22 protein-coding genes are annotated in these 26,889 nt (G+C 67.5%); 13 read left to right on the top strand and 9 right to left on the bottom strand.

Annotated elements, in window-relative coordinates:
- Positions 1-3: 3 nt before the first annotated feature.
- From AC1DEY_RS09585 to AC1DEY_RS09570, 4 genes are all read right to left on the bottom strand, one after another.
- The gene (locus tag AC1DEY_RS09585; protein WP_091559612.1) at positions 4-333 is read right to left on the bottom strand and encodes a biotin/lipoyl-containing protein; all 330 of its coding nucleotides are present in this window, start codon (positions 331-333) and stop codon (positions 4-6) included.
- On the bottom strand, positions 326-1,309 hold the full coding sequence (locus AC1DEY_RS09580; protein WP_476867795.1) for an alpha-ketoacid dehydrogenase subunit beta: 984 nt from the start codon (positions 1,307-1,309) through the stop codon (positions 326-328). Before AC1DEY_RS09580 ends, AC1DEY_RS09585 begins: the two co-directional genes overlap by 8 nt.
- 100 nt (positions 1,310-1,409) lie before the next feature.
- A complete protein-coding gene (locus tag AC1DEY_RS09575) occupies positions 1,410-2,459 on the bottom strand; it encodes a thiamine pyrophosphate-dependent dehydrogenase E1 component subunit alpha (protein WP_476867740.1) in 1,050 nt (349 codons plus the stop codon).
- 106 nt (positions 2,460-2,565) lie between these two features.
- Positions 2,566-3,984 (bottom strand): amino acid permease, encoded by a 1,419-nt coding sequence (locus tag AC1DEY_RS09570; RefSeq protein WP_476867739.1) that lies wholly within the window; start codon positions 3,982-3,984, stop codon positions 2,566-2,568.
- A 183-nt stretch (positions 3,985-4,167) separates the two neighbouring features.
- Between AC1DEY_RS09570 and AC1DEY_RS09565 the strand changes: the two genes are divergently transcribed.
- Positions 4,168-4,644 carry an Lrp/AsnC family transcriptional regulator gene (locus AC1DEY_RS09565; protein WP_476867738.1) on the top strand — a complete coding sequence of 159 codons (477 nt, stop codon included), beginning with the start codon at positions 4,168-4,170 and terminating at the stop codon, positions 4,642-4,644.
- Here AC1DEY_RS09565 and AC1DEY_RS09560 read toward each other — a convergent pair.
- Positions 4,641-5,285 carry a maleylpyruvate isomerase N-terminal domain-containing protein gene (locus AC1DEY_RS09560; RefSeq protein WP_476867737.1) on the bottom strand — a complete coding sequence of 215 codons (645 nt, stop codon included), beginning with the start codon at positions 5,283-5,285 and terminating at the stop codon, positions 4,641-4,643. The genes AC1DEY_RS09565 and AC1DEY_RS09560 overlap by 4 nt on opposite strands.
- Before the next feature lie 232 nt (positions 5,286-5,517).
- On the opposite strand from AC1DEY_RS09560, the gene AC1DEY_RS09555 reads away from it, so the two are divergent.
- The 5 genes from AC1DEY_RS09555 to AC1DEY_RS09535 are packed head-to-tail and all read left to right on the top strand — an operon-like array spanning position 5,518 to position 11,504.
- Complete coding sequence (locus AC1DEY_RS09555) at positions 5,518-6,234, top strand: NUDIX hydrolase (protein WP_476867794.1); 717 nt, start codon at positions 5,518-5,520, stop codon at positions 6,232-6,234.
- Positions 6,231-7,544, top strand: coding sequence for a quinolinate synthase NadA (gene nadA / locus AC1DEY_RS09550; RefSeq protein ID WP_476867736.1), 1,314 nt, complete (start codon positions 6,231-6,233; stop codon positions 7,542-7,544). Before AC1DEY_RS09555 ends, nadA begins: the two co-directional genes overlap by 4 nt.
- Entirely contained in the window at positions 7,541-9,370 is a 1,830-nt protein-coding gene (locus tag AC1DEY_RS09545; protein WP_476867735.1) for an L-aspartate oxidase, read from the top strand. The genes nadA and AC1DEY_RS09545 overlap by 4 nt, the downstream gene beginning before the upstream one ends.
- Complete coding sequence (nadC, locus tag AC1DEY_RS09540; protein WP_476867734.1) at positions 9,367-10,338, top strand: carboxylating nicotinate-nucleotide diphosphorylase; 972 nt, start codon at positions 9,367-9,369, stop codon at positions 10,336-10,338. Before AC1DEY_RS09545 ends, nadC begins: the two co-directional genes overlap by 4 nt.
- An 8-nt stretch (positions 10,339-10,346) precedes the next feature.
- On the top strand, positions 10,347-11,504 hold the full coding sequence (locus AC1DEY_RS09535; protein WP_476867733.1) for a cysteine desulfurase family protein: 1,158 nt from the start codon (positions 10,347-10,349) through the stop codon (positions 11,502-11,504).
- 73 nt (positions 11,505-11,577) lie between these two features.
- Here AC1DEY_RS09535 and AC1DEY_RS09530 read toward each other — a convergent pair whose 3' ends face one another.
- The gene (locus tag AC1DEY_RS09530) at positions 11,578-12,063 is read right to left on the bottom strand and encodes a GtrA family protein (RefSeq protein ID WP_476867732.1); all 486 of its coding nucleotides are present in this window, start codon (positions 12,061-12,063) and stop codon (positions 11,578-11,580) included.
- A 4-nt stretch (positions 12,064-12,067) separates the two neighbouring features.
- Positions 12,068-12,742: a DUF1684 domain-containing protein gene (locus AC1DEY_RS09525; protein ID WP_476867731.1), complete on the bottom strand. Its 675-nt coding sequence runs from the start codon at positions 12,740-12,742 to the stop codon at positions 12,068-12,070.
- Between the two features lie 112 nt (positions 12,743-12,854).
- Here AC1DEY_RS09525 and AC1DEY_RS09520 point away from each other — a divergent pair, with 112 nt between their 5' ends.
- The 3 genes from AC1DEY_RS09520 (at position 12,855) to AC1DEY_RS09510 (ending at position 16,059) form a co-directional block, all read left to right on the top strand.
- Positions 12,855-14,291, top strand: coding sequence for a M20/M25/M40 family metallo-hydrolase (locus AC1DEY_RS09520; protein WP_476867730.1), 1,437 nt, complete (start codon positions 12,855-12,857; stop codon positions 14,289-14,291).
- 39 nt (positions 14,292-14,330) lie between these two features.
- Positions 14,331-15,179 (top strand): hypothetical protein, encoded by an 849-nt coding sequence (locus AC1DEY_RS09515; protein WP_476867793.1) that lies wholly within the window; start codon positions 14,331-14,333, stop codon positions 15,177-15,179.
- Positions 15,180-15,255: 76 nt separating this feature from the next.
- A complete protein-coding gene (locus AC1DEY_RS09510; RefSeq protein WP_476867729.1) occupies positions 15,256-16,059 on the top strand; it encodes a transglutaminase-like domain-containing protein in 804 nt (267 codons plus the stop codon).
- Positions 16,060-16,116: 57 nt separating this feature from the next.
- Here AC1DEY_RS09510 and AC1DEY_RS09505 read toward each other — a convergent pair whose 3' ends face one another.
- Positions 16,117-16,578: a MarR family winged helix-turn-helix transcriptional regulator gene (locus AC1DEY_RS09505; RefSeq protein WP_476867728.1), complete on the bottom strand. Its 462-nt coding sequence runs from the start codon at positions 16,576-16,578 to the stop codon at positions 16,117-16,119.
- Positions 16,578-17,699 (bottom strand): LLM class flavin-dependent oxidoreductase, encoded by a 1,122-nt coding sequence (locus tag AC1DEY_RS09500; RefSeq protein WP_476867727.1) that lies wholly within the window; start codon positions 17,697-17,699, stop codon positions 16,578-16,580. The genes AC1DEY_RS09505 and AC1DEY_RS09500 overlap by 1 nt, the downstream gene beginning before the upstream one ends.
- Before the next feature lie 209 nt (positions 17,700-17,908).
- Here AC1DEY_RS09500 and AC1DEY_RS09495 point away from each other — a divergent pair, with 209 nt between their 5' ends.
- From AC1DEY_RS09495 to AC1DEY_RS09480, 4 genes are all read left to right on the top strand, one after another.
- Complete coding sequence (locus AC1DEY_RS09495; protein WP_476867726.1) at positions 17,909-19,366, top strand: MFS transporter; 1,458 nt, start codon at positions 17,909-17,911, stop codon at positions 19,364-19,366.
- 439 nt (positions 19,367-19,805) lie between these two features.
- Complete coding sequence (gene ectB, locus AC1DEY_RS09490) at positions 19,806-21,077, top strand: diaminobutyrate--2-oxoglutarate transaminase (protein WP_476867725.1); 1,272 nt, start codon at positions 19,806-19,808, stop codon at positions 21,075-21,077.
- 87 nt (positions 21,078-21,164) lie between these two features.
- Positions 21,165-22,553 carry an aspartate kinase gene (locus AC1DEY_RS09485; RefSeq protein WP_476867792.1) on the top strand — a complete coding sequence of 463 codons (1,389 nt, stop codon included), beginning with the start codon at positions 21,165-21,167 and terminating at the stop codon, positions 22,551-22,553.
- A 59-nt stretch (positions 22,554-22,612) separates the two neighbouring features.
- On the top strand, positions 22,613-26,875 hold the full coding sequence (locus AC1DEY_RS09480) for a Pls/PosA family non-ribosomal peptide synthetase (protein WP_476867724.1): 4,263 nt from the start codon (positions 22,613-22,615) through the stop codon (positions 26,873-26,875).
- The last annotated feature ends 14 nt before the right edge of the window (positions 26,876-26,889 follow it).

The raw sequence follows: 26,889 nt of genomic DNA, 5'->3' as shown, positions 1-26,889 counted from the left end.
CTCTCAGTCCTCATCAAGTACGGCGCTCAGGCGGACCCGGCGCTTAGGTGCCTCTTCCTTCGGGACGGTGCCCACGATGCCGGCGGTGTTGTCCGGCACCTCAAACACAATCAGGGGCTCGCCGACGTTGATCTTGTCGCCGGGCCCGCCGTAGGTACGCACTACCTTACCCGCCTGCGGGCTGGGCAATTCAACGGCCGACTTGGTGGTTTCGACCTCCACCAGCGGCTGGTTGCGCTCCACCTGCTCGCCCGGCGAAACCAGCCATTCGAGCACCGTGGCCTCGATCAGGCCCTCGCCGAGATCCGGCAGCGGGAAGGAAATTTCAGCCACGTTTGTACTCCAATACTCGCTGGATGCCGAAGAGGATCCGGTCAATGTTCGGGATGTATTCATCTTCCAGGTCGCCGGAAGGGTACGGGACGTCGAAGCCGGTGACCCGTTCCACCGGCGCCTTGAGCGTATCGAAGCAGCTCTGGGTGATCAGCTGCGCCACCTCGGCGCCGAGGCCTGAGGTCAGCGGCGCTTCGTGGACGACGACGGCGCGGCGCGTCTTGCGCACGGAGGCGGCCAGCGCCTCGGCGTCGATCGGCTTGAGCCAGCGCAGGTCCAGGACCTCGATGTCGATCCCGTCCTCGGCCGCGAGTTCGGCCACCTGCAGGCAGCGCGCCACCATGGCGCCCCACGCGACCAGCGTCAGGTGGCGGCCCGTGCGCATCACCTTGGCGCCGGTGGGGGAACCGCCGGCTGCATCGTGCCGGGCGGCATCCACCTCGCCCTTCTGCCAGTACCGCGACTTCGGCTCCATGAAGATCACCGGGTCCGGCCGCGTCGCGGCGTACTTGAGCAGGTGGTAGGCCTCGTGCGGGTTCGACGGCGAGACGACCTTGAGCCCCGGGACGTGGGCGAAGAGCGCCTCGAGGCTTTCGCCGTGGTGCTCGGGGGCCCGGATGCCGCCGAAACTGGGCACCCGCAGGGTGATGGGCATCGGCATGGTGCCCCGGCTGCGGTAGTTCATCCGGGCGATCTGGCAGACGATCTGGTTGATGGCCGGGTAGGCGAAGCCGTCGAACTGGACCTCGGGGATGGGGTGGAAGCCGGCCATCGCCAGGCCCACGGACATGCCCAGGATGCCCGATTCCGCCAGGGGCGTGTCGAAGACGCGCTGTTCGCCGTGCTTGGCCTGCAGCCCGTCGGTGATCCGGAAGACGCCGCCGAGCCGGCCGCAGTCCTCGCCGAAGATGACGGCCTTGGGGTTTTCTGCCAGGACCTCGTCGAGGGCACGGTTGAGCGCCTGCTGCATCGACATCACGATGGCGGAAGCCGGTGCGTCTGCGCTGTTGGCAGTGCTCTCGGCGGTGTTGTCGGCAGTGCTCTCGCTGCTAGCGCTTGCGCTTTCAAGGATCGAGTTAGACATGTTCGGACTCCTCACGCCAGTTGGCGGCCTGGGCCTGCAGGGCAGGGGTGGTTTCCTGGAAGACCAGGTCAAACATTTCAGTCCCGGGACGGGAGCCCAGAGCCTGGATGCCGGTGCGGATCTGCTCCTCTTCGGCCTTGGCCGCCGCCAGCACCTCGGCAAAGAACGCCTCGTCCGCGATTCCGTCGGCCAGCAGCCGCTGCCGGAGGCGTTCCAGCGGGTCGATGCCGGCGCCGTCGCGTTCCTCGTCGAGGGATCGGTAGCGGCCCGGATCATCGGAGGTGGAGTGCGGGCCGCGGCGGTAGGTCATCGCCTCGATCAGCACCGGGCCGCCGCCGGCGCGGGCATGCGCGAAGGCGCGGCGGGTCGCCTCGAGGACCGCGACGACGTCGTCGCCGTCGATCTGCAGCGCCGGGATCCCGTAGCCGGCGGCGCGGGCGGCGACGGAGCCGCCGGCCACCTGGCGTTCGGTGGGGACCGAGATGGCCCAGCCGTTGTTCTGGACGAAGAACACCACGGGCGCCTTCATGACGGCGGCGAAGTTCATCGCCTCGTGCACGTCGCCCTGCGAGGAGGCGCCGTCGCCGAAGTAAGTCAGGGCGACGCCGAGCTCTCCGTCGGCAGTGCCGGCCAGCGTCTGGCCGTGGGCCCAGCCGACGGCGTGCAGGACGGACCCGGCCACCACCGCCTGGATCGGGGCAAGCCGGGATTCCATCGGGTTGTACAGCCCGCCGTGCCACGTGGCCTTGTGGGTGGACATGTAGGCCACCATGTCAACGCCCATTGCCCGGGCGACACCCATCTCGCGGTAGGTGGGGAAGACGAAGTCACGGGTGGTGTCCACGGCGTAGCCGCTGCCCACCTGGGCCGCTTCCTGGCCGAGCTCGGGGGCGTAGCCGGGAATGATGCCCTGCCGCTGCCAGGCGATGGCAGAGGTATCGAGGTGGCGGACGGCCACCATCAGCGTATAGAGCTCGCGGAGCTCGTCGGCAGTGAGGGGCCCGGCTTCGCCGCCGGAAGCCACAGGGAGAAGTGTGTCCATGCCTGTGACCCTAGTCACCGGCGGGAGAGTGTGCAATCAGCCTAGAACGAGGTGCCCAGACTGCACAGTTATGCCGCCCCTACCGCCGGCGAGCTTGGCAATTTGTCTAGCGAGCCTGCTGGTCGGCCTCTACGCCTGCGCGGCGGTTGCGGGTGAGCCGGGCGCCGATCCAGCAGGCGGCGGCGATGCCGGCGACCAGGGCCATCGTGCTGAACAGCTGCTTGCTGCTCTCCGCGCCGGTGAAGCCGACCGCGAAGATCAGTGCCAGGAGCACGAGCCCGAAAATCGTCAGCCCGGGGAACCCCTTCATCCGCAGCGGCAGCGCGGTGCCCTCGCGGTCCGCACGGCGCCTCAGAATCAGCTGGGACACGAGGGCAGTACCCCACACCACCAGGCAGGTGGAGCCGACCAGCTGGAACAGGGCGGGCAGGATCTTCTCCGGGAACAGCAACTCGAGCACGGTGGCGATGAAGCCGAAGGCCACCGAAACGCCGACAGCCACCACGGGGACCCGGGACTTGTTCAGCTTGGACAGGAACCGCGGGGCCTCGCCACGCTCGGACAGCGAGAACACCATGCGGGAGGCGCCGTAGAGGTTTGCGTTGAGGGCCGAGAGCAGGGCGACGACGGCGACGAGCGTGATCGCGGCGCCGGCGCCAGGGATGCGGGCGGCGTCGAGGACTCCCGCGAACGGGGACTTCAGCGCCTCGGATGTGGCGGGAAGGACGGCGGCGATGACGAACACGGAGCCGATATAGAAGACCAGGATCCGCCAGACGACGGTGCGGATGGCCTGGGCGACGCTGCGCTCCGGGTTCTCGGTCTCGGCGGCGGCCACGCTGACGATCTCGGTCCCGCCGAAGGCGAAGATCACGACGAACAGGGCGGTGGCGATGCCGCCGAGGCCCGCGGGGGCGAAGTCGGAGGTGATGTTGCTCAGTCCGGGGGAGGGGACCTCCGGCAGCCAGCCGAACAGCAGGGCCGCGCCGATTGCCAGGAAGATCACGATGGCGGCCACCTTGAGGATGGCGAACCAGAACTCGAACTCGCCGAAATTCTTCACCCCGGCGAGGTTGATGGCCGTGAAGAGGACCATGAAGACCAGGGACAGCGCCCAGACGGGGATGACCGGCCACACCGTGAAGAGGAGCCCGGCGGCACCGAGGGCCTCGGCTGCGATGACGACGACGAGCTGCAGCCACCAGAGCCAGCCGACCGTGGCGCCCGCCGTCGGTCCCATGGCCTTTTGCGCATAAACCGAGAAGGCCCCGCTGTTGGGGTTGGCCGCCGCCATTTCACCAAGGGCCCACATGACGAGGATGATGAGCGTTCCGGCGACGAGGTAAGAGATCAACACGGCCGGCCCTGCGGCCTGGATTCCCGCCCCCGAGCCGAGGAACAGGCCGGCGCCGATGGCACTGCCCAATCCCATCATGGTCAGCTGGCGTGGCTTCATGCTGTGGCCCAGGACCAGGGCCGGGGCCGGGAGCGTTGTGGGTGACGTCGCGGTGGACTTCGTTGTCATGGCGAACCTTCGTGTGGTCTGGATCTGTGAGTCCTTATGGGACCTATTGAATTTACCGTCTTTGGGCCGGCCCCACGGATCGCCGGGGCGCCGCCGTCGTGAGAATATGGTGGCAGTTTGCGCACTGAATCGGGGCATCGGAAGCGGTTTGTCAGGTCCGGGCCACTTGGGAAGGAAAAATTCATGGACGTTGATCCGCTGGATGCAAAAATTGTCCGATTTTTCACGGATTCCCCCCGGGCCTCGGTGCTGGAGGCCTCCCGGGTGCTGAAGGTGGCCCGAGCCACTGTCCAGTCCCGGCTGGACCGGATGCAGGACGGCGGTGTGATCGGCTCGTGGGTGCCGCAACCCGATCCGGCGCACTTCGGCTACCCGGTGGTGGCTTTTTGTTCCCTGACCATCAACCAGGACCTCGGGCATGACGCCGTCGTGGAGGCCCTGGCGCGGATCCCCGAGCTGATTGAGATCCATACCGTCTCCGGGAGTTCGGACCTCATGGCCCGCATAGCCGCGCGCTCCAATTCGGATCTCCAGCGTGTCCTCGATGCCATGATCGCCACCCGGACGGTCCTGCGGTCCTCCTCGGTGATCGTCCTCAATACCCACTTCCAGGGGCGCACCCTGCCGCTGCTGGAAGCCGCGGCCGCAGCAAGGGGCTAGAGAACGCTCAGGCCCTCGGGCAGGCCGGTCCGGCCGGTGACCAGGAGCAGCAGCTCGCCGGCGGACGGCGACCGGGATCCGATAGCGCCAGCGAGCTCCAGGGAGGCCGCGACCGCCGGGGCCAACAGGGCGGGCGGGGGGAGCCCCAGGGCGCGTGCCAGGTCCAGCGTGTGTACGGCCAGTTCGAAGGTCCGGGTCGGCAGGTAGTCGATGAGCCGCATGGCCCCGGCTGGGGTGGCCACCAGGGCATCGTCCGGCGTCTTCCCGAGAAGTGCTGTGACACGTTGGACCAGCTCCCGCACTGCGGAGGCCGGGTCCTCGCCCAGGGCCGTCCCGGTTTCCTTTCCTCGCTGGGCGATCGCGTCCGGCGAAGTGGCGCCCCGGACGGCTAGGAAGTATTCGACCGGACCTGCCAGCAGTTCCCCGGTAGCCGGGGTGGCGAGATAGGTCTCCACCGTTGTGAGGGCACGGCTCGTGTGGCCGGTCAGCGCCCGGACATCCCATACACCCAGTGCCTGCCGCGACCACGCCTGGTCCGGTATCTGTCCGGCGAGCTCCAGGAATGCCTGCGCCGCTCCCGCGTAACGGGCCCTGGCTGCCGCTGCGGCCCCACCCTCCAGGTCCATGTCTTCTGCTTCCATAGCCCCGATTAATACCGTTGTCCGCAGCCGCGGACAAGGTCGGACCGAATGCCCGGCCCGGGGCCCCGGCCCGCCAGCGGCTCTCCTGCATGTGACCTGAAACATTTTGCGCTGGGCCAGCGTCGTCGTATCATTAGTTCTAGTCAATCTGACTATAACTAATCCGGCGGTCGGGCCGGAGACGTCCGGGCAGTCCACAGCGGACCCGGCCGGGACTTCAGAAGGCGGGTGGATCACCGTTTACACCGCAGCAGCCAACGTCTCGGAGCGCCAGACCGCTCCGCCGTCGCTGGCCATCTCCACCGTGATCTTTGCGCTGCGTCCCAGCGAGAAGTCCGGGCGCCCCACCCTCTGGATCCCGCTGGTGCGCCGGATCCGCGAACCGTTCAAGGGCCTCTGGGCGCTGCCCGGTGGTCCGCTCACGCACTCCGAGTCACTCCAGGACGCTGCGTCGCGGAATCTGCGCGAGACCACGGGCCTGGACCCGAACTACCTGGAACAGCTCTACGCCTTCGGCGGACTGCACCGCTCACCCACCCAGCGCGTGGTCTCCATTGTGTACTGGGCCCTCGTCCAGCCCACGGAGGCAGCGCTCGCGGACGAATCGGAGAACGTGCGCTGGTTCCGCGCCGACCGGCTCGGCGAGCTCGCCTTCGACCACAACGCGATCGTCGACTACGCCCTGTGGCGGCTGCGCAACAAGATGGCCTACGGATCCATCGCCTACCACCTGCTGGGCGAGTACTTCACCCTGGCCCAGGTCCGCGAAGTCTACGAGGCCGTCCTGGACCGCGAACTGGATCCCGCCAACTTCCGCCGGCAGGTCAAGGCCACCCCGGAAATCGAAGAAACCGATCAGTACCTGCAGGGCGGTAAACACCGCCCGCCCCGCCTCTACCGCTTTACCGGCCGCCCAGGCCTTGACCCAGACAACAGGAGCACACCATGAGCAGCGTTAACACGGCAATCCAGCTGATCACGCGCGAGCAGGCCACCGCCAGCACCAAGGGCCTTGCAGCAGCCGCCTCCACCTGCAGCCCGGCGCTGGCCCGCGGGCCCTGGGACTATGACCTCGCCGAGGCCCTCGCCGGAACGCCCGCCTACGGACCGGGCGCCTCCTCCGCCGACGTCGCGCCGGTCTCGACCCCGCGGCAGGGGCAGCTGCCGGAGGAGTACAAGCTGGCCAGCGATGCCGAGCTCGACGCCCGGATCCGGGCCGCCAAAGCGACGCTGGGGGACCGCGCCGTCGTCCTGGGGCACTTCTACCAGCGCGACGAAGTAATCGAATATGCCGACTTCGTGGGCGATTCCTTCCAGCTCGCCAATGCGGCGCTGACCCGGCCGGACGCGGAAGCCATCATCTTCTGCGGCGTGCACTTCATGGCCGAGACCGCGGACATCCTGTCCCGGCCGGACCAGGCAGTGATCCTGCCCAACCTCGCCGCGGGCTGCTCCATGGCGGACATGGCGGACATCGACTCGGTCACCGAGTGCTGGGAACAGCTTGAGGAAGTTTTCGGCACGGAGCCCGACGCCGACGGCCGGGTCCCGGTCATCCCGGTCACCTACATGAACTCCTCCGCAGCCCTGAAGGGCTTCTGCGGCGAGCACGGCGGGATCGTCTGCACGTCCTCGAACGCCGCGACGGTGCTGGAGTGGGCGTTTGAGCGCGGCCAGCGGGTGCTGTTCTTCCCGGACCAGCACCTGGGCCGCAATACCGCCAAGGCCATGGGCGTGCCGCTGGAGCAGATGCCGATGTGGAACCCGCGCAAGGACCTCGGCGGCAACGACGAACAGACACTGCTCGATTCCCGGGTGATCCTCTGGCACGGCTTCTGCTCGGTCCACAAGCGCTTCAACGTGGGCCAGATCGAGAAGGCCCGCGCCGAGTTCCCCGGCGTGCAGGTGATCGTGCACCCGGAATGCCCTATGGAGGTGGTGGACGCCGCCGATTCCGCCGGGTCCACCGACTTCATCAAGAAGGCCATTGCCGCGGCCACGGAACCCACCACGTTTGCGATCGGCACCGAGATCAACATGGTGAACCGGCTCGCCGCGGAATACCCGCAGCACACCATCTTCTGCCTGGACCCGGTGATCTGCCCCTGCTCCACCATGTACCGCATCCACCCCGGCTACCTTGCCTGGGTCCTGGAGGCACTGGTCCGCGGCGAGGTGCTCAACCGAATCACCGTGGACGAGGGCGTCGCCGCCCCGGCACGTGTGGCGCTTGAACGCATGCTGGCGGCGCGGCCGTGACCAGGCGGCTTGTGATTGTCGGCAGCGGGGTTGCGGGGCTCTACGCCGCGCTGCTCGCCACCGACGCCGCCACCGCCGGCGGCCGTGACATCGAGGTGGTCCTCCTGAGCAAGGGGACACTGGAGCAGAGCAACACTTTCTATGCCCAGGGTGGCGTCTCCGCCGTCCTGGGCCCGGAGGATGCCGCTCCCGGAGATTCCGTGGCAGCGCACATCGCGGACACGCTCGCCGCCGGTGCCGGGCTGAACGACGCCGAGGCGGTCCGCGTCCTGTGCACCGAAGCCGTCCGGGACATCGCCGGCCTGGGCCGCTACGGCGTGCATTTCGACGTGCGTCCCGACGGCGGACCGGCCCTGGGCCTGGAGGCGGCGCATTCGGCGCCGCGCATCCTGCACGCCGGCGGCGACGCAACGGGCGCCTGCATCTCGCGCGGGCTCGTCGCAGCCGTCCTGGAACGCGCCGTCCTGGATCGTGCCGGCCGCGGCCGGCTCCGGGTGGAGACCAGCGCGTTCGTCACCGAACTCCTGACGGAGCCCGACGTGCACTCGGAATCCCTGTCCGGGGCGGAGTCTCTGTCACGGCCCGGCAGCGAGCCCCCGACGCCGGCCCGGGTCACCGGCGTGGCCTACCTGGCCGGCGGCCGGCCCCAGCGGTTGGCCGCCGACGCCGTCCTGCTCGCCACCGGCGGCGCCGGCCGGCTCTTTGCCCGCACCAGCAATCCCTCCGTCGCCACCGCCGACGGGCTGGCCTTGGCCTGGCGCGCCGGCGCCGCGGTGCAGGACCTCGAGTTCTTCCAGTTCCACCCCACCACGCTTGCCGCCGAGGAAGTCCCGGGCGGCCCGCCGGCCCTGCTCATCTCCGAAGCCGTCCGTGGCGAGGGGGCCATACTGCTGGACTCAGCGGGGTACCGCTTCATGCCGGACTACCACCCGGACGCGGAACTGGCCCCCCGCGACGTCGTCTCCCGCAGCATCGCCCTGCACCTGGCCGCCACTGGGGCCCCCGCGGACGCTCCCGTATACCTGGACGCCCGCGGCATTGAGGCCGACCGGGGCGCCAGCTTCCTGGCCCGGCGGTTCCCCACGATCAGCGCGGCCACCCGGGCCGCCGGCTACGACTGGACGGCAGAGCCGGTCCCGGTGTCCCCGGCCGCCCATTACTGGATGGGCGGCGTGTGCACCGGCCTGTCGGGCCGCACCTCCGTACCCGGGCTGTACGCCGCCGGTGAGGTCGCCCGGACCGGTGCCCAGGGGGCAAATCGGCTGGCCAGCAACTCGCTGCTGGAGGGGCTGGTCTTCGGACGCCGGGCGGTCGAGGACTTCCTCGCCGACGAAACGGGCTGGATGGTGGCCGGGGCGTCGTCCGACGCCGTTCCTCCGCGTGCTGTCTCGGCCGCTGGCGGCCTCCCCTTGACGCACGCTTCCGGAACGCCATCGAACGACGGCATGCAGGCAGCTCTGGGTGCCGGCCGGGAATATCACCCGGCCAGCTTGCCCGATGGTGTTTCGAGGACTGAGATTGGTCCCGGGCCGTTTTGCCGCGACGCTCTTCGGCGGTTGATGACTGCGGACGCAGGCGTAATCCGCAGCGGGGAGCAGTTGCGGAAAGCGGAGCACGTGCTTGCCGCCTGGGCAGCCGAGGTCCACCCTGAGAGCGCACCGGACACGGCGGACCAGGCCGCCCACGAGGACCGGAACCTGCTCCTCGCGGCCCGCCTTCTCGTGGCGGCGGCCCGGCAGCGCACGGACTCAGTCGGCGCGCACTACCGGGCAGACGCGGACCACGCCCCAGCCCTCACCCATTCCATGCAAAGGATTTCCTCGTGACCACCACTGCCCACGCAACTGCTGCTCCGGAAACGGTGCCCGCCCTTACCGCGGCGCTCGCCGGGAGCCTGCCCGAGGCCGCCGTCCTGGCTGTCCTGCGAATGGCACTCCAGGAGGACGCCCCCTACGGGGACATCACCTCGCAGACGCTCATCCCCGCGCAGGCGCGGGCGACGGCGGTGCTCAATGCCCGGGTTCCCGGCGTGCTGAGCGGTGGGGAAGTGTTCGCCGCGGCGATGAAGCTGACTGACCCGGGCGACGTCGTCGAGCTGCTGGTCAACGACGGCGAGGCCTTCACCGCCGGAACCGCCCTGGCCCGGGTGACCGGCAACGCCCGCGCGGTGCTGCTGGCCGAACGCGTCGGACTGAACCTGGTCCAGCGGATGAGCGCCATCGCCACCAGGACTGCGGAGTATGTGGCGCTCGTGGACGGCACCGGGGCCCGGATCACCGACACCCGCAAGACGACGCCGGGACTGCGGGTGCTCGAACGCTATGCCGTGCGCTGCGGCGGCGGCGCGAACCACCGCTTCAGCCTCTCCGACGCCGTCCTGGCCAAGGACAACCACCTGGCAGTCCTCACCGGGGGTGACCCGGCCAAGCTGACCTCGGTGCTGCGCGCAGCCAAGGCCCAGCTTGGGCACACGACACACTTCGAGGTCGAGGTGGACACCATGGAGCAGATCGAGCCCGTCCTGGCGGCCGGGGTGGACACCATCATGCTGGACAACTTCTCCTTGGCCGAGCTGGCCGCCGGCGTCAAGCTGGTGGGCGGCCGGGCCCGTGTTGAGGCCAGCGGCAACGTCAACCTCGCCACCGTGGCGGACATCGCGGCCACAGGCGTGGACGTCATCTCGATCGGGGCCCTGACCCACAGCGTCACCGCCCTGGACCTCGGGCTCGACATTGAGTTGGACGTTGAGCCCGACCTCGAGCCCGTCCCCGGCCCGGACCAGACAGCCGGCTGAAAACCACCATGATCTTCCTGGACGCCGCCGCCACCACCCCGGTCCGCCGCGAGGTGCTTGAAGCCATGTGGCCCTACCTCACGGGGGAGTTCGGCAACCCCTCGAGCCACCACTCCCTCGGCGATGCCGCGGCCTCGGCACTCGCCGGGGCCCGGGCGGCGACGGCCAAGGCCCTCGGCTGCCGCCCGGGCGAGGTCACCTTCACCTCCGGTGGCACCGAAGCGGACAACCTGGCCGTCAAGGGCATTGCCCTGGCCCGCCGGGCCGCCGACCCGAGGCTGGACCGCGTGGTGATCAGCGCCGTCGAGCACCCGGCCGTGGAGGAATCGGCGCGGTATCTCGAACGGGTGCACGGCTTCGCTGTCGATGTGGTCCCCGTGGACCGCTACGGCCGCGTCACTGAGGAAGCCCTCGCCGCGGTCCTTAGGCCGGAGACAGCACTGGTGAGCATCATGTACGCCAACAATGAGGTGGGCACGGTCCAGCCCATCGCCCGGCTCGCCGCGCTGGCCCGCGCGCAGGGCATCCCGTTCCATACCGACGCCGTCCAGGCCGCCGGCTGGCTGCCGCTGGACACTGCCGCGCTGGGCGTGGATGCGCTGAGCATCTCCGGCCACAAGCTGGGGGCGCCCAAAGGCAACGGCGCGTTGTTTGTGCGCGGCCGGGTCCTGGTTGAACCGCTGGTCCACGGCGGCGGCCAGGAGCGCGGCCGCCGCTCGGGCACCGAAAACGTCGCCGGAGCCGTGGCGCTGGCGACGGCCCTGGCCCTGCCCCGGGAAACGGACGCGGCACTGCACGTCTCGGCACTGCGGGACGGGTTTATTGACGCCGTCCTTGCCGGTGTTCCCGGCGCGATCCTCACCGGCCACCCCACCGAGCGGCTGCCCTCGGTGGCGTCCTTCTGTTTCCCGGGCACCAGCGGCGAGTCAGTGCTGCTGGAACTCGAACGCCAGGGAGTCATCTGCTCGAGCGGCTCCGCGTGCGCGGCCGGCTCGGACGCGCCGTCACCCGTGCTGCTGGCCATGGGCGTCGAGCCCGAGACCGCCCAGACGGCCGTGCGGTTCAGCTTTGATTCGACCATCACCGCAGCGGAGCTGCAGGAGGCGGCGGCCGCGGTCCGCACCGCCGTCGGCAGCGTCCGCTCCCTCGGCACCCCCACCAGTTGATCTGTCAACAGATGTCCTTATCGGGCAACTATGGCCGCCTCAACTGATAGCTCAACCGGGGGATCAACCGGAGCTAGCGGTGGCGGGCGCGCCGGAAGATCCAGTGCCGCAGCATCGTGAACCGCACGGCGGTGGCGGCGAAGCCGGAGAGGGTGGTGGTCCACAGCTCCTCGGCGACAGTGGCATCCGGGTTGACCCAGTGCAGGATGGCCAGGCTGCCGCCGGTGATCAGCAGCGCCACCAGGATCACAATCAGGCCGTTAAGGTGGTCCCGCTTCATCCGGCGGCGTTCGGTGATCTTGAACGTTAGTCGCCGGTTGAGGGCGGTATTCATGAACGACGTCAGGATCAGGGCCGCCGCGTTGGCCGGCTGGGCCCCGAGCCACGGCCGGGACAGGGCGTACAGGGCCAGGGAAGTCAGCGTGCAGACAATCCCGACGCCGGTGAACCGGATGAGTTGCCGGACCACGGGGTAGCGGAGGACTCCCCGGTAGCGTTTGGCGTTCTGCCCGCGGACGACGGCGGGAGCAGGAGCCTGCTGTTCGAGCTGGGACTCCATCCGCTCAGTACAGCTCGCCCACGGGGATCTCCACGGCCAGCCGGTTGGCCGGACCCGCAAGGGGACATGCCCAAGCTTCGTTGTAGGCGCAGGAGGGGTTGTAGGCGAAATTGAAGTCCAGGACGAATTCGGCCTGGGGACCGGAGCCGCGCACGCCGTGGAAGGCCCCCTTGATGGTGTCCAGGAGGTAGCGTCCGGCGCCGTAGCTGCCGCCTGGCTGGCCGGCGGTGGCGTCGCGGAACGGCACGAAGATGCCGCCGCCGTAGCCCCTGAGCTTCCAGACCGCGAGCTGCCCCATTTCGGGCAAGTCGAAGGTTCCCAGCCTTACGAAGCGGACCAGGCCGTCCGTCCCGGTCTCCACATTCATCTCCCGGCCGGCACCCTCGAGGGTCAGCGGGACGTGGAAACGGTAGATCGGATCGTAGTCCGCTGTCTTTAGGCCGCCGAAGCTGGCCTTGGCCTCGGGAGTCAGCGCGGAAGCCGGGTGGGTGCCGAACATGCGGTCCCGCTCCTGGCGCCAGTAGGAGTGGGCTTCCGCAGGGCTGTCCGCGGCGATCTTGCGCGTGGTGGCATAGAGGGCAAAGGTCCGCAGCCGCCAGTCCGCGATATCGAGCGCCGACATGCCTGCCACGTCACCCTGGTCACCAAGATGCGTTCCGTCAAAGTGCTGTTCGGCCATGCCCCCAGCGTATCCGCTTTCCCGGGACTGAAATTTTGCCCGGGATTCCGGGGCAGGACCCGCGCGCCGGATAATCCGTTCGGCCGGGACGTCCAGCCGTAGACTTTCGCCCATGCGCAACCCCCTGCAGAACACCGTCCGCGGCAATGCCCTCAAAAGCACAGGCGAAACACCATCCAGCAGCAGCGACACCCAGGGCAGGAGCCGGCGCGCGGCGGCCTCGCTGGCGGAACTGGTGACGTACCGGACCGTCTCCATCCGGACCGGGGAGGAGGCAACCGCGGAGTTCGAGGCCTTCATCGCTGCACTGCCCCGGCTGTATCCGGCGGTCCATGCTGCCCTCGAAGTGGAGCGGGTCAACGGGCACGCCCTCCTGTACCGCTGGCCCGGCCGCGCCCTAGCGGAAGACCCAGCGGAGGACCCGGCGGCGCCGGCGCGCCCGTCCGTGCTGATGGCGCACTACGACGTCGTCCCGGCCGGCGACCCGGGGGAGTGGACGCATGCGCCGTTCTCCGGCCACAACGACGGGACCTTCCTGTGGGGCCGCGGAACGCTCGATGACAAAGGCCAGCTCGTGGCCATCCTGGAAGCGGCCGAGAGCCTGCTCCGGACAGGGTATGCGCCGGCGCATGACCTCTACTTCTCGTTCGGCAACAACGAGGAGACGGCCGGGGACAGCGCGGCAGCTGCCGCAGATCTGCTGGCCGGCCGTGGCGTGGAGCCCTGGCTCGTGCTGGACGAGGGCGGCGCTGTCGCGGGCGGCGCCTTCCCGGGAGTGAGCCGGGCCGCCGCCGTCGTCGGCGTGGCCGAAAAGGGAATCCTTGACGTGGAGCTGCTGACCCGGGACCCGGGCGGACACGCCTCCACGCCGCCGCGGATGGGCGCGACGGCGCGGCTGGCCCGCGCCATCACCCGGATCGAGCGCAGCCCGTTCCCGCAATCCCTGCCGGACGTGACCGCGGAGATGCTGCGCCGCTTCGGCCCGCACACGCCGGCGCCGCTTCGTGCCGTGTTCGCCCAGGTGGTCCTGCTCAGGAAACCGATCACCTGGCTGTTCGCGCGGCTCGGCAACGAGACCAATGCGATGACCCGAACCACCGTCGCCATCACCACGCTCGAAGGCAGTTCCGGGGCGAACGTCCTCGCCGCCACGGCCAAGGCGAACGCGAACATCAGGGTGGCGGTGGGAGAAACCGTCGAGGGCACCGTGGCACGGCTACGGAAAATCATCCGCGATCCGAAGGTTGAGCTGCGGGTCGTGGAGGGCAACGACCCCTCCCCGGTTTCCCCGTCATCCGGGCCCCAGTGGGAACTGCTGGCAGGGTGCATCGGACAGATCTACCCCGAGGCGATCATCACTCCCTACATCATGATGGGCGGCACCGACTCACGCCGCTTCACCGGGATCTGCGGCAACGTGTACCGCTTCGCGCCGTTCTTCATGGACGTCCCGGCCCGCGGCTCGATCCACGCCTTTGACGAGAAAATTTCCCTGGACACGCTGGAGCAAGGCGTCCGCTTCTACGAAACACTGATGCGGGAACTCTGAGCCGGCCGGCGCCCCGGCTACGCTGGCACCATGACTGGGATGTCCCTCTCCAGAGGATCAGGCCCCGCCAGGGTCCGGGGCGCTGTGCTTCGCACCGGCCTGGCGCTCGCGGTCGCGGGAGCGGCCCTGGCGGGCTGCAGCAGCGACGGCAAGGGGACGCCGGTCTGGACTGCCGGGAGCAGCCCGGCGGACAGTGCCACACCCAGTACGGCGGGAAGCGCGACGTCGACTGACGGGCCGACGCCGGGACCGTCGGGCAGCGCTTCTGGCAGCGCTTCTGCCGCCCCGGGATCCAGTGCAGGTGCGACGGCCGCGGGCTGGAAAGTGTTTACCGATCCGGCCAAGACCGTCAGTTTTGAGGTGCCGCAGGACTGGATTGTCCAGTCCGTCGCTCCCGATCCGGGCACGCTTCCCGGCGCGCTGAAGATCACCGTCAAGGACGCCGACGGCGGGTACGTGGCCACCCTGCAGACCGGCCTTTCCCCGCAGGGTGCCCCGGCCTGCCCCGACGGCGCCGCACGGGACTACGTCGTGGTCAGCAGCGTTCCCGTTGACCTGCCGCACGCCGGCGGCGAGGGGACCATCGAACCCCACGTGGTGTTCCGGGTCATCCAGGGCTACAGGTACTTCGGCTCCTATGGCATCACCAATGTGGTGGGCGGCTCCGGCGGCAAGAGCTGCGCGCTGCACAATGTGGTCCGTGGCCCGGCAGGCAAGGGGGACTATTCGTTTGGGGACCTGACAGTGCTCAAGACGCTGGCCCCGGACCAGAAGGTCGCCCCCGCCAAGGCGTTCGACACTCTGGACCAGGCGGCTAAGTACGTCAACGAGGGTTCCGAATTCGCCAACGTCCAGCGGATGCTAATGTCTCTGGAGATCAAAAACTAGTCCCGCCCGCCCGCACATCCCCGGGCCGTTGACGGCGACTTCCCATCTGCCCCCCACCTCACATCCCCGGAGATTAATGGAACGCGCCGTAGCCGCCCGCCTGGCCTTCAAGACCGTTGCCGAGACGAAGGTGGCGATGGCCGTGGCAGTGGCCCGGAACGCCGGCTACGACTCCCTGGAGGAGTCGCTCACGGTGACCGCGGATGGCCAGGACGTGCCGCTGACCGAACTCACGGACCATCACGGCGGGCGCTTCCACTACATGGAATTCGCCGAACCCACCGACGTGCTGGTCGAATACTCGGCCACCGTCACTGGCTTCGCCGTGCCCGAGGAACCGGGGCTCATGGAACTGATCCGCTACGTCCGGCCCAGCCGTTACGCCGAGTCGGACCGGCTCCTGCCCACCGCCTATGCCGAATTCGGGGGACTCCAGGGCGAAGAGCTTCTCCATGCTGTCCGCAACTGGGTCTTCGGCGAACTGCGCTACGTCAGCGGATCCTCGCGCGGGACTGATGGCGCCGTCGAAACGCTGCTGCACCGCCGCGGCGTCTGCCGGGATTTCGCCCACCTCGCCATTGCCCTCCTGCGTTCCAAGAACGTCCCGGCCCGGCTCGCCGCTGTCTACGCCCCCGGCCTGACCCCGATGGACTTCCACGCCGTGGCCGAGGCCCACATCAACGGCGCGTGGCACGTCATCGATCCCACCGGGCTGGCGCCGCGGGAGAGCATGCTGCGGATCACGGCCGGGCGCGATTCCTCGGACACGGCCTTCCTGTCCACCGTGGGCGGCAGCCTCTCCCTGCAGGAGCTGAGCGTCACCGCGGTTGTCGATGAGCTGCCGGTCGAAGACCCGTCGGAGCTCGTCGCCATCCACTAAGCGCCGTCCGGCCCGCCTCCTGCGTGCGATTGCCGGCGGCCGGGCCTGGGCCCGCGCTCAGCGCACGGTGACCGAGGCGCGGAGTTTCTCGGTCAGCCGCAGCAGTTCCTGCTGTTCGGCGGCGGTGAGGGCCGGGCCCACGAGCGCGGCGATGTCGCGGACGTGTTCCCGGCCGATCTGTTTCTGCAGGTCCCGCCCGGCGTCGGTGAGCCGGATGAGGATCCCGCGGCCGTCGTCGGGGGCCGGTGTCCGTTCCAGGAGCCCGCGCTTTTCGAGCCGCTCCACCAGCCGGCTCAGGCTGGACTGGCTCAGCAGGACGTTGTCGTTGAGCTCGTTCAGGCGCAGCCACCCGGAGGGGCACCGGGAGAGCGTGAAAAGGACGTCGTATTCATTGAGCGCCAGGGCCTTGAAGGCCGGCGCCGCCTGCAGCTTGCGCATCACCGCCACCTGGGCCCGGAACAGGGATTCCCAGGTTTCTGCGGCCAGGCGCACCGGCGATTCCGAGGTCTTGGCGGACATCACGCGTCCTGGCTGGTGGACTCTGCGGCGGCGTCCGCGGTGCCGGCGGCCATAGCGGCGGCCACCCGGCCGGCGTGCGTCGGCGGTTCCGGGACATGTGCGGGCTTGAGCGCGGCATATTCCTTGCGCAGCACCGGCAGGACCTCTTCGCCGAAGAGGTCCAGCTGTTCCAGGACGGTCTTCAGCGGCAGGCCGGCGTGGTCGATCAGGAAGAGCTGGCGCTGGTAGTCGCCGAAGTACTCCCGGAACGTCAGGGTCTTCTCGATCACTTCCTGCGGGCTGCCGACGGTCAGCGGGGTCTGGGACGTGAAGTCCTCCAGGGACGGTCCGTGGCCGTAGACCGGGGCGTTGTCGAAGTAGGGGCGGAACTCCTTGACCGCGTCCTGGGAGTTCTTCCGCATGAAGAACTGGCCGCCGAGGCCCACGATGGCCTGGTCCGCCTTGCCGTGGCCGTAGTGCTCGTAGCGTTCGCGGTAGAGGCCGATCAGCTGCTGGTAGTGCTCCTTGGGCCAGAAGATGTTGTTCGCGAAGAAGCCGTCGCCGTAGTAGGCCGCCACCTCGGCGATCTGCGGCGTGCGGATGGAGCCGTGCCACACGAAGGGGGCGACGCCGTCGAGCGGGCGGGGCGTGGAGGTGAAGTTCTGCAGCGGGGTGCGGTGCTTGCCGGACCAGTTGACGGTGTCCTCGTCCCAGAGGCGGCGCAGCAGGGAGTAGTTCTCGATCGCGAGCTCGATCCCGTCCTGGATGTTCTTGCCGAACCAGGGGTAGACGGGGGCGGTGTTGCCGCGGCCCAGCACCAGGTCCACGCGTCCGTCCGCGAGGTGCTGGAGCATCGCAAAGTCCTCCGCGATCTTCACCGGGTCATTGGTGGTGATCAGCGTGGTGGCCGTGGACAGGATGATCCGCTCGGTCTGGGCGGCGATGTACGCGAGCGTGGTGGTGGGGGAGGAGGAGAAGAACGGCCGGTTGTGGTGCTCGCCGAGGGCATAGACATCCATGCCGATCTCTTCGACCTTCTTGGCGATCGCCACGGAGGCTTTGATGCGTTCGTGCTCCGTGGGGGTGCGGCCCGTGGTGGGGTCGGTGGTGATGTCGCTGACGCTGAAGACGCCGATCTGCATGATGTGCCTTTCCGTGGCCGGTCTGATCCGGGAACTGCTTTTCACTATACCCGATTTACATGCATTTGCATGTATCGATGGCTATAACATCCGACACGGCCGAATATTCCCGGCACTTCCGGCCGGGTTTGCCACCCGCGCCGGAGCAGGGGCCTAGGATGCAATCAATCGGCTGGCCATGAGGTGCCTGCCCGCCCGGAAGGCCTCCCTTGCGACGTGTCGTAGCTTTTCTGTGTCTGGTAGAGCTCACGAGCGGAATCCTGCAGGGCTACTACACGCCCATCCTCACCGACATCGCCCGGCACCTGGGGATTCACGACGCCGACGTCAACTGGTTCGAAGCCGCCCAGCTCATGGTCAGTGCCCTGGCCGTGCCGGTGCTGGCCAAGCTGGGAGACATGTACGGGCACCGGAAGATCCTGCTGGTCTCAACCCTGGTCACCGCCGCGGCCTCCTGGGGCGTCGCGCTCGCCCCGGACTTTTGGACGTTCCTGGCCGCGTGGGCGGTCCAGGGCTTCTACGTGGTCTGGCTGCCGCTGGAAATCGCGCTGATCTTCAGCCGCGTCCATCAGCTACCCGACGGCGCCGCCCGGACCCGGCGGGCGGCCGGTGTTCTGGTCGGGGCACTGGAGGCCGGTGTCATCGCCGGGGCACTCGCGGCCGGCGCGCTCGTGGAAGTGTTCGCCGGGCAGCTGCAGCTGGTGCTCCTGGTTCCGGCGGTTGCCGTATCCGCGTGCTGGTTCGCCATCCGGTTCGGCGTGCCGGAGTCCCGTGAGCGCAGCGGTGGCCGCGTGGACACCCGCGGGTTCACCCTGCTCGCGCTCGGGCTCCTGCTCATCACCTCTGGCTTGACGTTTATGCGCCTCAACGGACCCGGCACGTGGTGGCCGTGGGCGCTGGTGGCGGCAGGGATCCTGGTGTTCATCCCGTTTGCGCGGTTCGAGCTGCGCACGGCAGATCCCCTCGTGGACATCCGGATGCTGCGGGGCAAGTCCATGTGGCCGGTCCAGCTGACCGCCGGGCTGTTTGGCGTCTCGGTCCTGGGCGCACAGGCTCCGTTGTCCACCTTCGCCAGGACCGACCCCGCGCTACACGGCTACGGCCTAGGGCTGCGCGCCGGGCAGGTCTCCATCATCATCGGCGTGTACGTGCTGGCACTGCTCGTGGGCGCACTCCTGTACCCGGTGATCACACGCCGGCTCACGCCACGCTGGACGCTCGTGGGCGCCGCCGCACTCGTGGGGCTGGGCTATCTGCTGTTCCTGCCGTTCCATGGCAGCCTCGCCGAGGCGCTGGCGAACATGGCGGTCGCCGGCGTCGGCTCCGGGGCACTCGTCGCGGCGCTGCCCTCGGCGGCCGCCGCGGCCGCGCCCCTCAACCGCACCGCCATGGCCACTGGCCTGACCAACACCACCAAAACCATCGGCGGGGCCTTTGCCTCCGCGGTGTTCGGCATCGCCCTGCTCAGCCACGTCCTCGCCGACGCCGGGGCCGGACCGGGGGACTCCGTGCAGACCGCGGCGCCGCTCGCCGGGTACCTCACGGTATGGACCATCTGCGGGGTGACCGGGCTGGCCGCGGCCGCCGCACTGGTACTGGTGCCGCGGCTGGCATTCTCCGACCCGGCCACGGCCGCCGGTGCGCCCCTCCCCGCCGGCTCCCGCTAGCCTGTTCCGTGCACTGAAAATCCATGACATAGAGTACCGACGTCGAGTACCGGCGCCGGTATGCCGGCAGCACGTCCACGGATTGTCGAGTGCCGTCGGCTTCTTCTAAGTACCCGGGATCGCGATTACCACAGGCTCTCCGGAGAATCGGGTAGTTTGACCGCCTTTTGGGCGGAAAAAACAGGTACCGGCTACTGAGGTGCCGTAAGTTTCCTGAGAATAAGATAAGAACCGATAAGCGTACGGGCAGACCCAGCTGATCTGCCCAGTTCACGTATAGGCAACGTCGATACGTGACCAAATACGGGCCCCGCGAAAGAAAAACCCAGCGCGCCACGGAAGTTGCGCTGTCTCCTTTCCATGCCCGTAATCAGGAAAGCCCGAGCGGTGTTTACACTTGGGAAACTTCGCCAGTCGGAAGTGCGGGGGACATTGACAGATGGATATCTTTGAAAGCTTGGAGTCTGAGGTTCGCACCTATTGTCGCAGTTGGGACACGGTGTTTGAGCGAGCGGCTGGCAGTAGCCTGTACAGCGAGGACGGCAGAGAATATCTGGACTTCTTTTCCGGCGCCGGAGCACTGAACTACGGACACAACAACCCGGTGCTGTTGCAGCCGCTGGTGGACTATCTTCTCTCCGGCTCAATCATTCATTCACTCGACATGAAGACGCCTGCCAAGCGGCGGTTCCTGGAAACATTCCAGGAGTTGATCCTCAAGCCCCGGAACCTGGACTACAAAGTCATGTTCCCCGGCCCAACGGGAACGAACTCCGTAGAGGCGGCCCTGAAGCTCGCCCGTAAAGTCACCGGCAGGCAGCATGTCCTGAGCTTCACGAATGCATTCCACGGAATGACCCTTGGCTCATTGTCGGTTACCGGCAATTCAATGAAACGGCAGGGAGCCGGCGTTCCGCTAACGAATACCTCGAGCATGCCCTACGACGGATTTTTCGGCGGTCAAGTGCCGGACTTTCTGTGGCTCCGGCAAGCCCTGGAGGACAGGGGCTCAGGACTCGACAAACCCGCCGCGGTGATCGTGGAAACCGTCCAGGGCGAGGGCGGGCTCCGGGCCGCCCGGGCATCCTGGTTGCGGGGCCTTGCGGAGCTGTGCCGCCAGCACGAGATCCTGCTGATCGTTGACGATGTGCAAGCAGGATGCGGACGGACTGGAACCTTCTTCAGTTTTGAGGAGGCGGCCATTACTCCGGATATCGTCTGCCTGTCCAAGTCCATCTCTGGCTTTGGACTGCCTTTGGCACTGACATTGTTCAAACCCGAGTTGGACATCTGGAAGCCTGGCGAGCACAACGGAACATTCCGTGGGCACAACCCGGCGTTCGTCACGGGGGCAGCCGCCCTGGAACACTACTGGCAGGACGGCAGCTTCCAATCAAACGTCGCGGGACTCATTGCGCAGCTGCACGAAGGCCTCGGACAGATCGCGGCAGCCGTCGAAGGCGCCACCGTCCGTGGACGGGGACTGCTCGCGGGAGTCTTTTACCCCAACCCTGCGACGGCGGAGAAGATCGCGGCCGAATCGTTCGCCCGTGGCCTGCTCGTGGAAACGTCGGGACCGGAAGGCGAGGTCGTCAAAGCGATGCCGGCGCTGACTATCAGTCCTGCGGATCTGCAGAAGGGGCTCGATATTCTCGCTGCCGCGGCGGTCTCAGTGACCGGAGAGCCGGTGGTCTTGGGATCAACTGTTTAGGCATTAGCTGTAGGGGGCTCATAGGGGGAGTACCGCTCGCAAAAATCGAAGCAGATTTCGGGGAGAGAAATGGGTACCCGCAAAGCAATAGCGGTTTATGAGGGTGATCTAGTTGAAATCGACCCGGCGATTCGCCCGGGTAGCGTCATCGTACAAAAATTTGGTGGTTCGTCCCTGGCTGATGCCGCGGGCATCCTCCGTGCAGCTGAACGCATAGCCAAAACGCGGGCCAACGGATACCGGGTCGTGGCGGTAGTGTCCGCCATGGGGGACACCACTGACGAACTCTGCGACCTAGCCGCCGAGGTTTCCGCCCGGCCGCTTCCTGGTGACCTCGATGCCCTCCTGAGCATCGGCGAACTTGTGTCCTCGGCCCTGCTGGCGATCGCGCTCGCGGATCTTGGCCAGGTGCCGCGCACATTCACCGGCAGTGCGGCCGGCCTCATTACCGACAACATCCATGGCAAGGCACACATCACTGATGTCAGGCCGGACCGCGTCCGCACTAGCTTGGCCCACGGCGAAGTCCCCATCGTTGCAGGATTCCAGGGCAGAACGAAGAAACGGAACAAGGTGACCACACTCGGTCGCGGCGGCTCCGATCTCACCGCCGTCGCGCTGGCAGCAGCACTTGGGGCAGATATTTGCGAAATCTACACGGACGTCGACGGCGTCTACACCGCGGATCCCCGCGTCGTCCCGACAGCCCGAAAGATCGAAGTCCTCTCGAGCGAGGAAATGCTGGAGTTCGCGGCCTCCGGGTCCAAGGTGCTGCATCTGAGGTGTGTTGAATACGCCCGCCGGTTCGGTATCCCGATCCACGTCAGGTCCTCGTTCGTGCCGGACCCTGGGACGCTGATCCTGCCTGGCCTCGACCGCCATCCAGTGCACCAGCCCGCGCGGGAGCAGCCCGAGGTGACCGGAGTAGCCGGAGTCAACTCGGCCTCGAAAATCACCGTCGTTGGAATTCCGGACGAACCGGGCAGCATGGCGCGCATCCTCAGTGTGCTGTCGCGGTCCGGGGCGCACGTCCAGAAGATTGTCCACAACACGGCCAGCCCGGGCTCAAGCCGCTCCAACGTTGCCCTGATCGTTCCTGCTGCCCAGGCAAATTCCGCGCTGGCCGTGCTGCATGCCGAAAAGGCAACCATCGGATTCCGCGGCCTGCAGCACGACGGCCAGGTGGGCAGGGTGTCCGTCACAGGCCTGGGCATGCGGTCGTCACCGGAAATCTTCTGCACATTCCTCAAGGCCCTGTCCGACGCCGATGTGGACCTCGATCTCGTGGACATCTCCGAGACGTCCGTTGGGGCCATCACACAAGCCGACCGGCTCGCCGATGCCGAGCGGGCCGTCCGGCTGGCGTTCGGCATGGCCCCGGCGGAGGAACACGCCGGAACGGGTCATTACGACAACCTCGCGCCCGCTGTTTACCCCCGGCCGGCAAACGGACTGCGATCTCTGGCAGGGATATGACCCCTGCCCCGCAGGGTGGCAGAACCATGGCACGTGACGTAAAGCGAAGGAGCGAAACGATGGGCAAAAGCGCGAGGACCGGCAGCGGCCCCACCCTCCCGCCGGAGCTGCGTGGCAAAATGTCGCTGAACGGCGGCTCGACGGGGGGAACAATCCTGACTTCGGCCGCGCCGGATCAGACGGCCCGCTGGCATCGGGGCGAACGGCTGGACCAGCTGTTCGAGGATCGCTGTGACCTCTTGCGGGACGAGGGGCTCGGTACGCAGGTCGCCGTCGATGCGGGCACCATCGTCTTGACGTATGCCCAGCTGGACGAGCGGGCTAATCAGCTCGCGCGACATCTGCTGCTGTGCGGCGCCCGGCCCGGCGACCGCATTGCACTGCTGTTTGACCAGCCGTGGCGGGCCTACGTGGCGATGCTCGCCGTGTTGAAGATCCGCGCCGCCTATGTTCCCCTGGATCCGGGATTCCCTCCTGACCGGCTCAAGTACATTGTCGAAGACGCCGATGCCACCATGGTCCTGTCCCTGTCGCATTTGCGGGATCTGCTGCCTGAGGTGGCCGCCGTCACCGTGTGCCTTGATGGTGTGCGGGACCAAGTCGATGCCAAGGACTCTTCGCGGCTGGACCATACGGACATGGGCGGAACCCAAGACGAACTGGCCTACATCATCTACACCTCGGGTTCTACCGGCAGGCCCAAGGGCGTCGCCGTGGAACATGCCAGCATCTGCAACTTCGTCCGGGTCGCCGCCGCGCACTACGGCATCCAGGCAACGGATCGCGTGTACCAGGGCATGACCATCGCGTTCGATTTTTCGGTCGAGGAAATCTGGGTCTCGTGGATGGCCGGAGCCACCCTGGTGCCCAAGCCAAAGGGGCCCAACCTGCTTGGCGCCGACCTCGCCGAGTACCTGACCGAACATAAGATTTCGGCCCTTTGCTGTGTTCCGACGCTGCTGGCGACCATCGACGAGGACCTGCCCGGCCTCAGGTTCCTGCTGGTCTCCGGCGAGGCATGCCCGAAGGACCTGGTCACGCGCTGGCACCGCCCGGACCGGCGCTTCCTGAACGTCTACGGGCCGACCGAGGCGACGGTTACCGCGACCTGGGCCCTGCTGGATCCGGACGGACCCGTCTCACTGGGCGTGCCGCTTCCCACGTATTCGGCGGTCATCCTCGACCCCGATGGGTGCCGTGCGTTGCCCCACGGTGAATCCGGGGAAATAGGCCTTGCCGGAGTGGGCCTGGCACGGGGCTACGTGAACCGGCAGGACCTGACGGAGCGGGCCTTTGTCCCGGATTTCCTCGGGATCGACAACAATCCCTCCGGGCGGATCTACCGCACAGGAGACCTGGGCAGGATCAATGACCGCGGGGAACTGGAGTACTTCGGCCGGATCGACACGCAGGTCAAGATCCGCGGGTACCGGATCGAGCTGACTGAAATCGAATCCTGCCTCCTGCAGCTGCCCGGAATCGCGCAGGGGGTTGTTCAGACCTTCGAACCCGAGCCGGGAGTGGTGGAACTGGCCGCGTATTACACCCTCCGCCAGGACATCGAGAGCATTGATGCCCAGGACCTCCACCGGATGCTGCGCACCAGGTTGCCCGGCTACATGGTTCCGGCATACTTCGAGGAGCTGGACGCCATTCCCATGATGCCCAGCGGCAAGGTGGACCGGAAGCTGCTGCCCCGGCCGGCGCGCAGGCTCAGCCTGGCTGCCGCCGGGTCCTACACCGCCCCGACAAACGACGCTGAGGAAGCCCTGGCCGGGCAGCTCGGCACAGTGCTGGGGCTCGAGAAAGTGTCCGTCGATGCGCACTTTTTCAACGACCTGGGCGCCGACTCCCTGCTGATGGCGCACTTCTGCGCCCGCGTCCGGAAGGACACGGACCTGCCGTCGGCGGCGATGCAGGACATCTACGAAAACCCCACGGTCCGCCAGCTCGCCGCGTACCTCCAGGCTCTTCAGACCAGGCAACTCGAGTCGGCACTGGCCCATTCGACGCCCGAGGACGGTCCGGCGGCCCCCAAACCGGTGCCGCCGCCGAGCACTTTCCAGTTCGTCATGTGCGGAGTAGTCCAGCTGCTGATATTTCTGGGGTACACCACGTATGCGGCCGGCCTGCTGATTGTCGGCTACCAATGGACGTCCGGAGGAACCAACCTGTTTGACATGTGGTTGCGGTCCATCGGTTTCGGCGCCGCCACATTCCTCGTCCTGTCCGTGACACCGATCCTCGTCAAGTGGGTCCTGGTGGGGCGGTGGAAGCCGGAGCAGATCCGAATCTGGAGTCCGGGCTACCTGCGGTTCTGGGCAGTGAAGACCCTGACCCGCGCTAATCCCCTGGTGCTGTTCGTGGGCTCGCCTCTCTATGTGCTGTACCTGCGGCTCCTTGGGGCAAAGATCGGCAAGGGGGTGGTGATCCTCTCCCGGAAGGTGCCGGCCTGCCCGGACCTGTTTACGGTCGGCGACAACACTGTCATCCAGAAAAACTCCTCGTTCCTCTGCTACCGGGCACAATCGGGCGTGATTGAGACCGGACCGGTGACGCTGGGCAACAATGTCCTGGTGTCGGAGAAAACCACCCTCGACATCGGCACTTCGATGGGAAACGACACCCAGCTCGGACACAGCTCGTCGCTGCAGACGGGGCAGGCCGTACCTGATGGACAAACCTGGCACGGATCGCCCGCGGCGCGCACCAACACCGACTACCGGCGGGTCCCGGCCATGACCTGCAGCACCCGCCGGCGAGTCATTTTCAGCCTGCTCCAGCTCTTCAACCGGCTCGTCCTGGTGGTACCAGCCGCCGTCCTCGGGCTGGCGGCGCTCCTGCCGTCCTATCTTGGCAGCGGGCACCTGCAGCTGGGCAACGCGAGCTTCTTCCTCGACGTGGTCGGCGTGACGCTGGTGCTGTACGTCGTCGGCCTGGTCACGGGCCTGATCGTGGTGTTCACCGTCCCGCGTCTGCTCAACCGCTTCCTCAAGCCGGACAAGGTCTATCCGCTGTACGGCGTGCACTTCACCATCCAACGCATGGTGTCCCGCACATCCAATGTCAGGCTGTACAAAGACGTCTTTGGCGACAGTTCCTACATCGTGCACTACCTGCGCGCGCTGGGGTACAAACTCGGCAAAGTGCAGCAGACCGGATCAAACTTCGGCCCTACCCTGGCCCACGAGTCGCCGTACCTGAGCTCAGTGGGGACAGGGACCATGGTCGCGGACGGCCTCAACATGATGAACGCCGACTTCACCAGCACCTCGTTCCGCCTCTCGCAGGTCCGCATCGCCGGCCACAACTTCCTCGGCAACGCCATCACCGTCCCCATCGGATCCCGCGTGGGGGACAACTGCCTGCTGGCCACGAAGGTGATGATCCCGATCGACGGTCCGGTCCGGACGGATGTTGGCCTGCTCGGCTCGCCGCCCTTCGAGATTCCCCGGTCTGTCCAGCGTGATGCCCAGTTTGATGAAAAGAAGATGGAGGAGGCCAAGAACAGGGCCCTCCCGGCAAAGAACCGGCACAACATCCTGAGCATGGTGCTGTTCCTGGCCGTCCGGTGGGTCCTGCTGTTTATCGCCACGCTCAGCGGCGCCGTTGCCGTGTCCGCCTTCAGCGTCCTCGGTGTGTTGTCCGTCGCCGCCATGATGCTCGCCATGCTGGTGTTCCGGGTGCTCATCCTGGTGCTGGTGGAGCGCTCGGTCATGGGTTTCCGCCATCTGAAGCCGCAGTACTGCTCGATCTACGACCGCTACTTCTGGCGGCACGAACGGCTGTGGAAGCTGCTGGCCATGCCCGGGTTCAACGGGACGCCCTTCAAGCCCCTGATCTGGAGGATGTTGGGCGTCAAGGTTGGCAAGCGGCTCTACGATGCCGGCGCCAACATGCCGGAGAAGACACTCGTGACGATCGGTGATGACGGCGCCTTGAATGAAGGGGCAACCATTCAGGGCCACTCCATGGAAGACGGCGCCTTCAAGTCGGACCGCATCCGTCTCGGCGACCGGTGCACCGTCGGCGTGGATGCATGGATCAATTACGGCGTGACGATGCAGGACGGTGCAGCCCTGGGGGCCGATGCCCTGCTCATGAAAGGCGAAGACGTCCCGGAAAATGCAACTTACACGGGCAACCCGGCGCGCGAGGTGATGATCCCCACCAACCCGGAGCCGCGCCGTGCCGGGACCATCGGTGCCGGGACCATCAGCGGGCCACGCCACCGGGATCCACTCGCCTCACAGGGCGGGCTCCTGAGGCTTCCGAGGGTGGCCCACGGGGCACACCGGTCAGCGCGGGCCACCACGCACTGACCGGGCAGGATCCC

The organism is Arthrobacter sp. 05T47 (genome assembly GCF_056395825.1).
The sequence above is the reverse complement of the archived record's forward strand: the minus strand, read 5'-3'. Positions and strand labels throughout refer to the sequence as shown.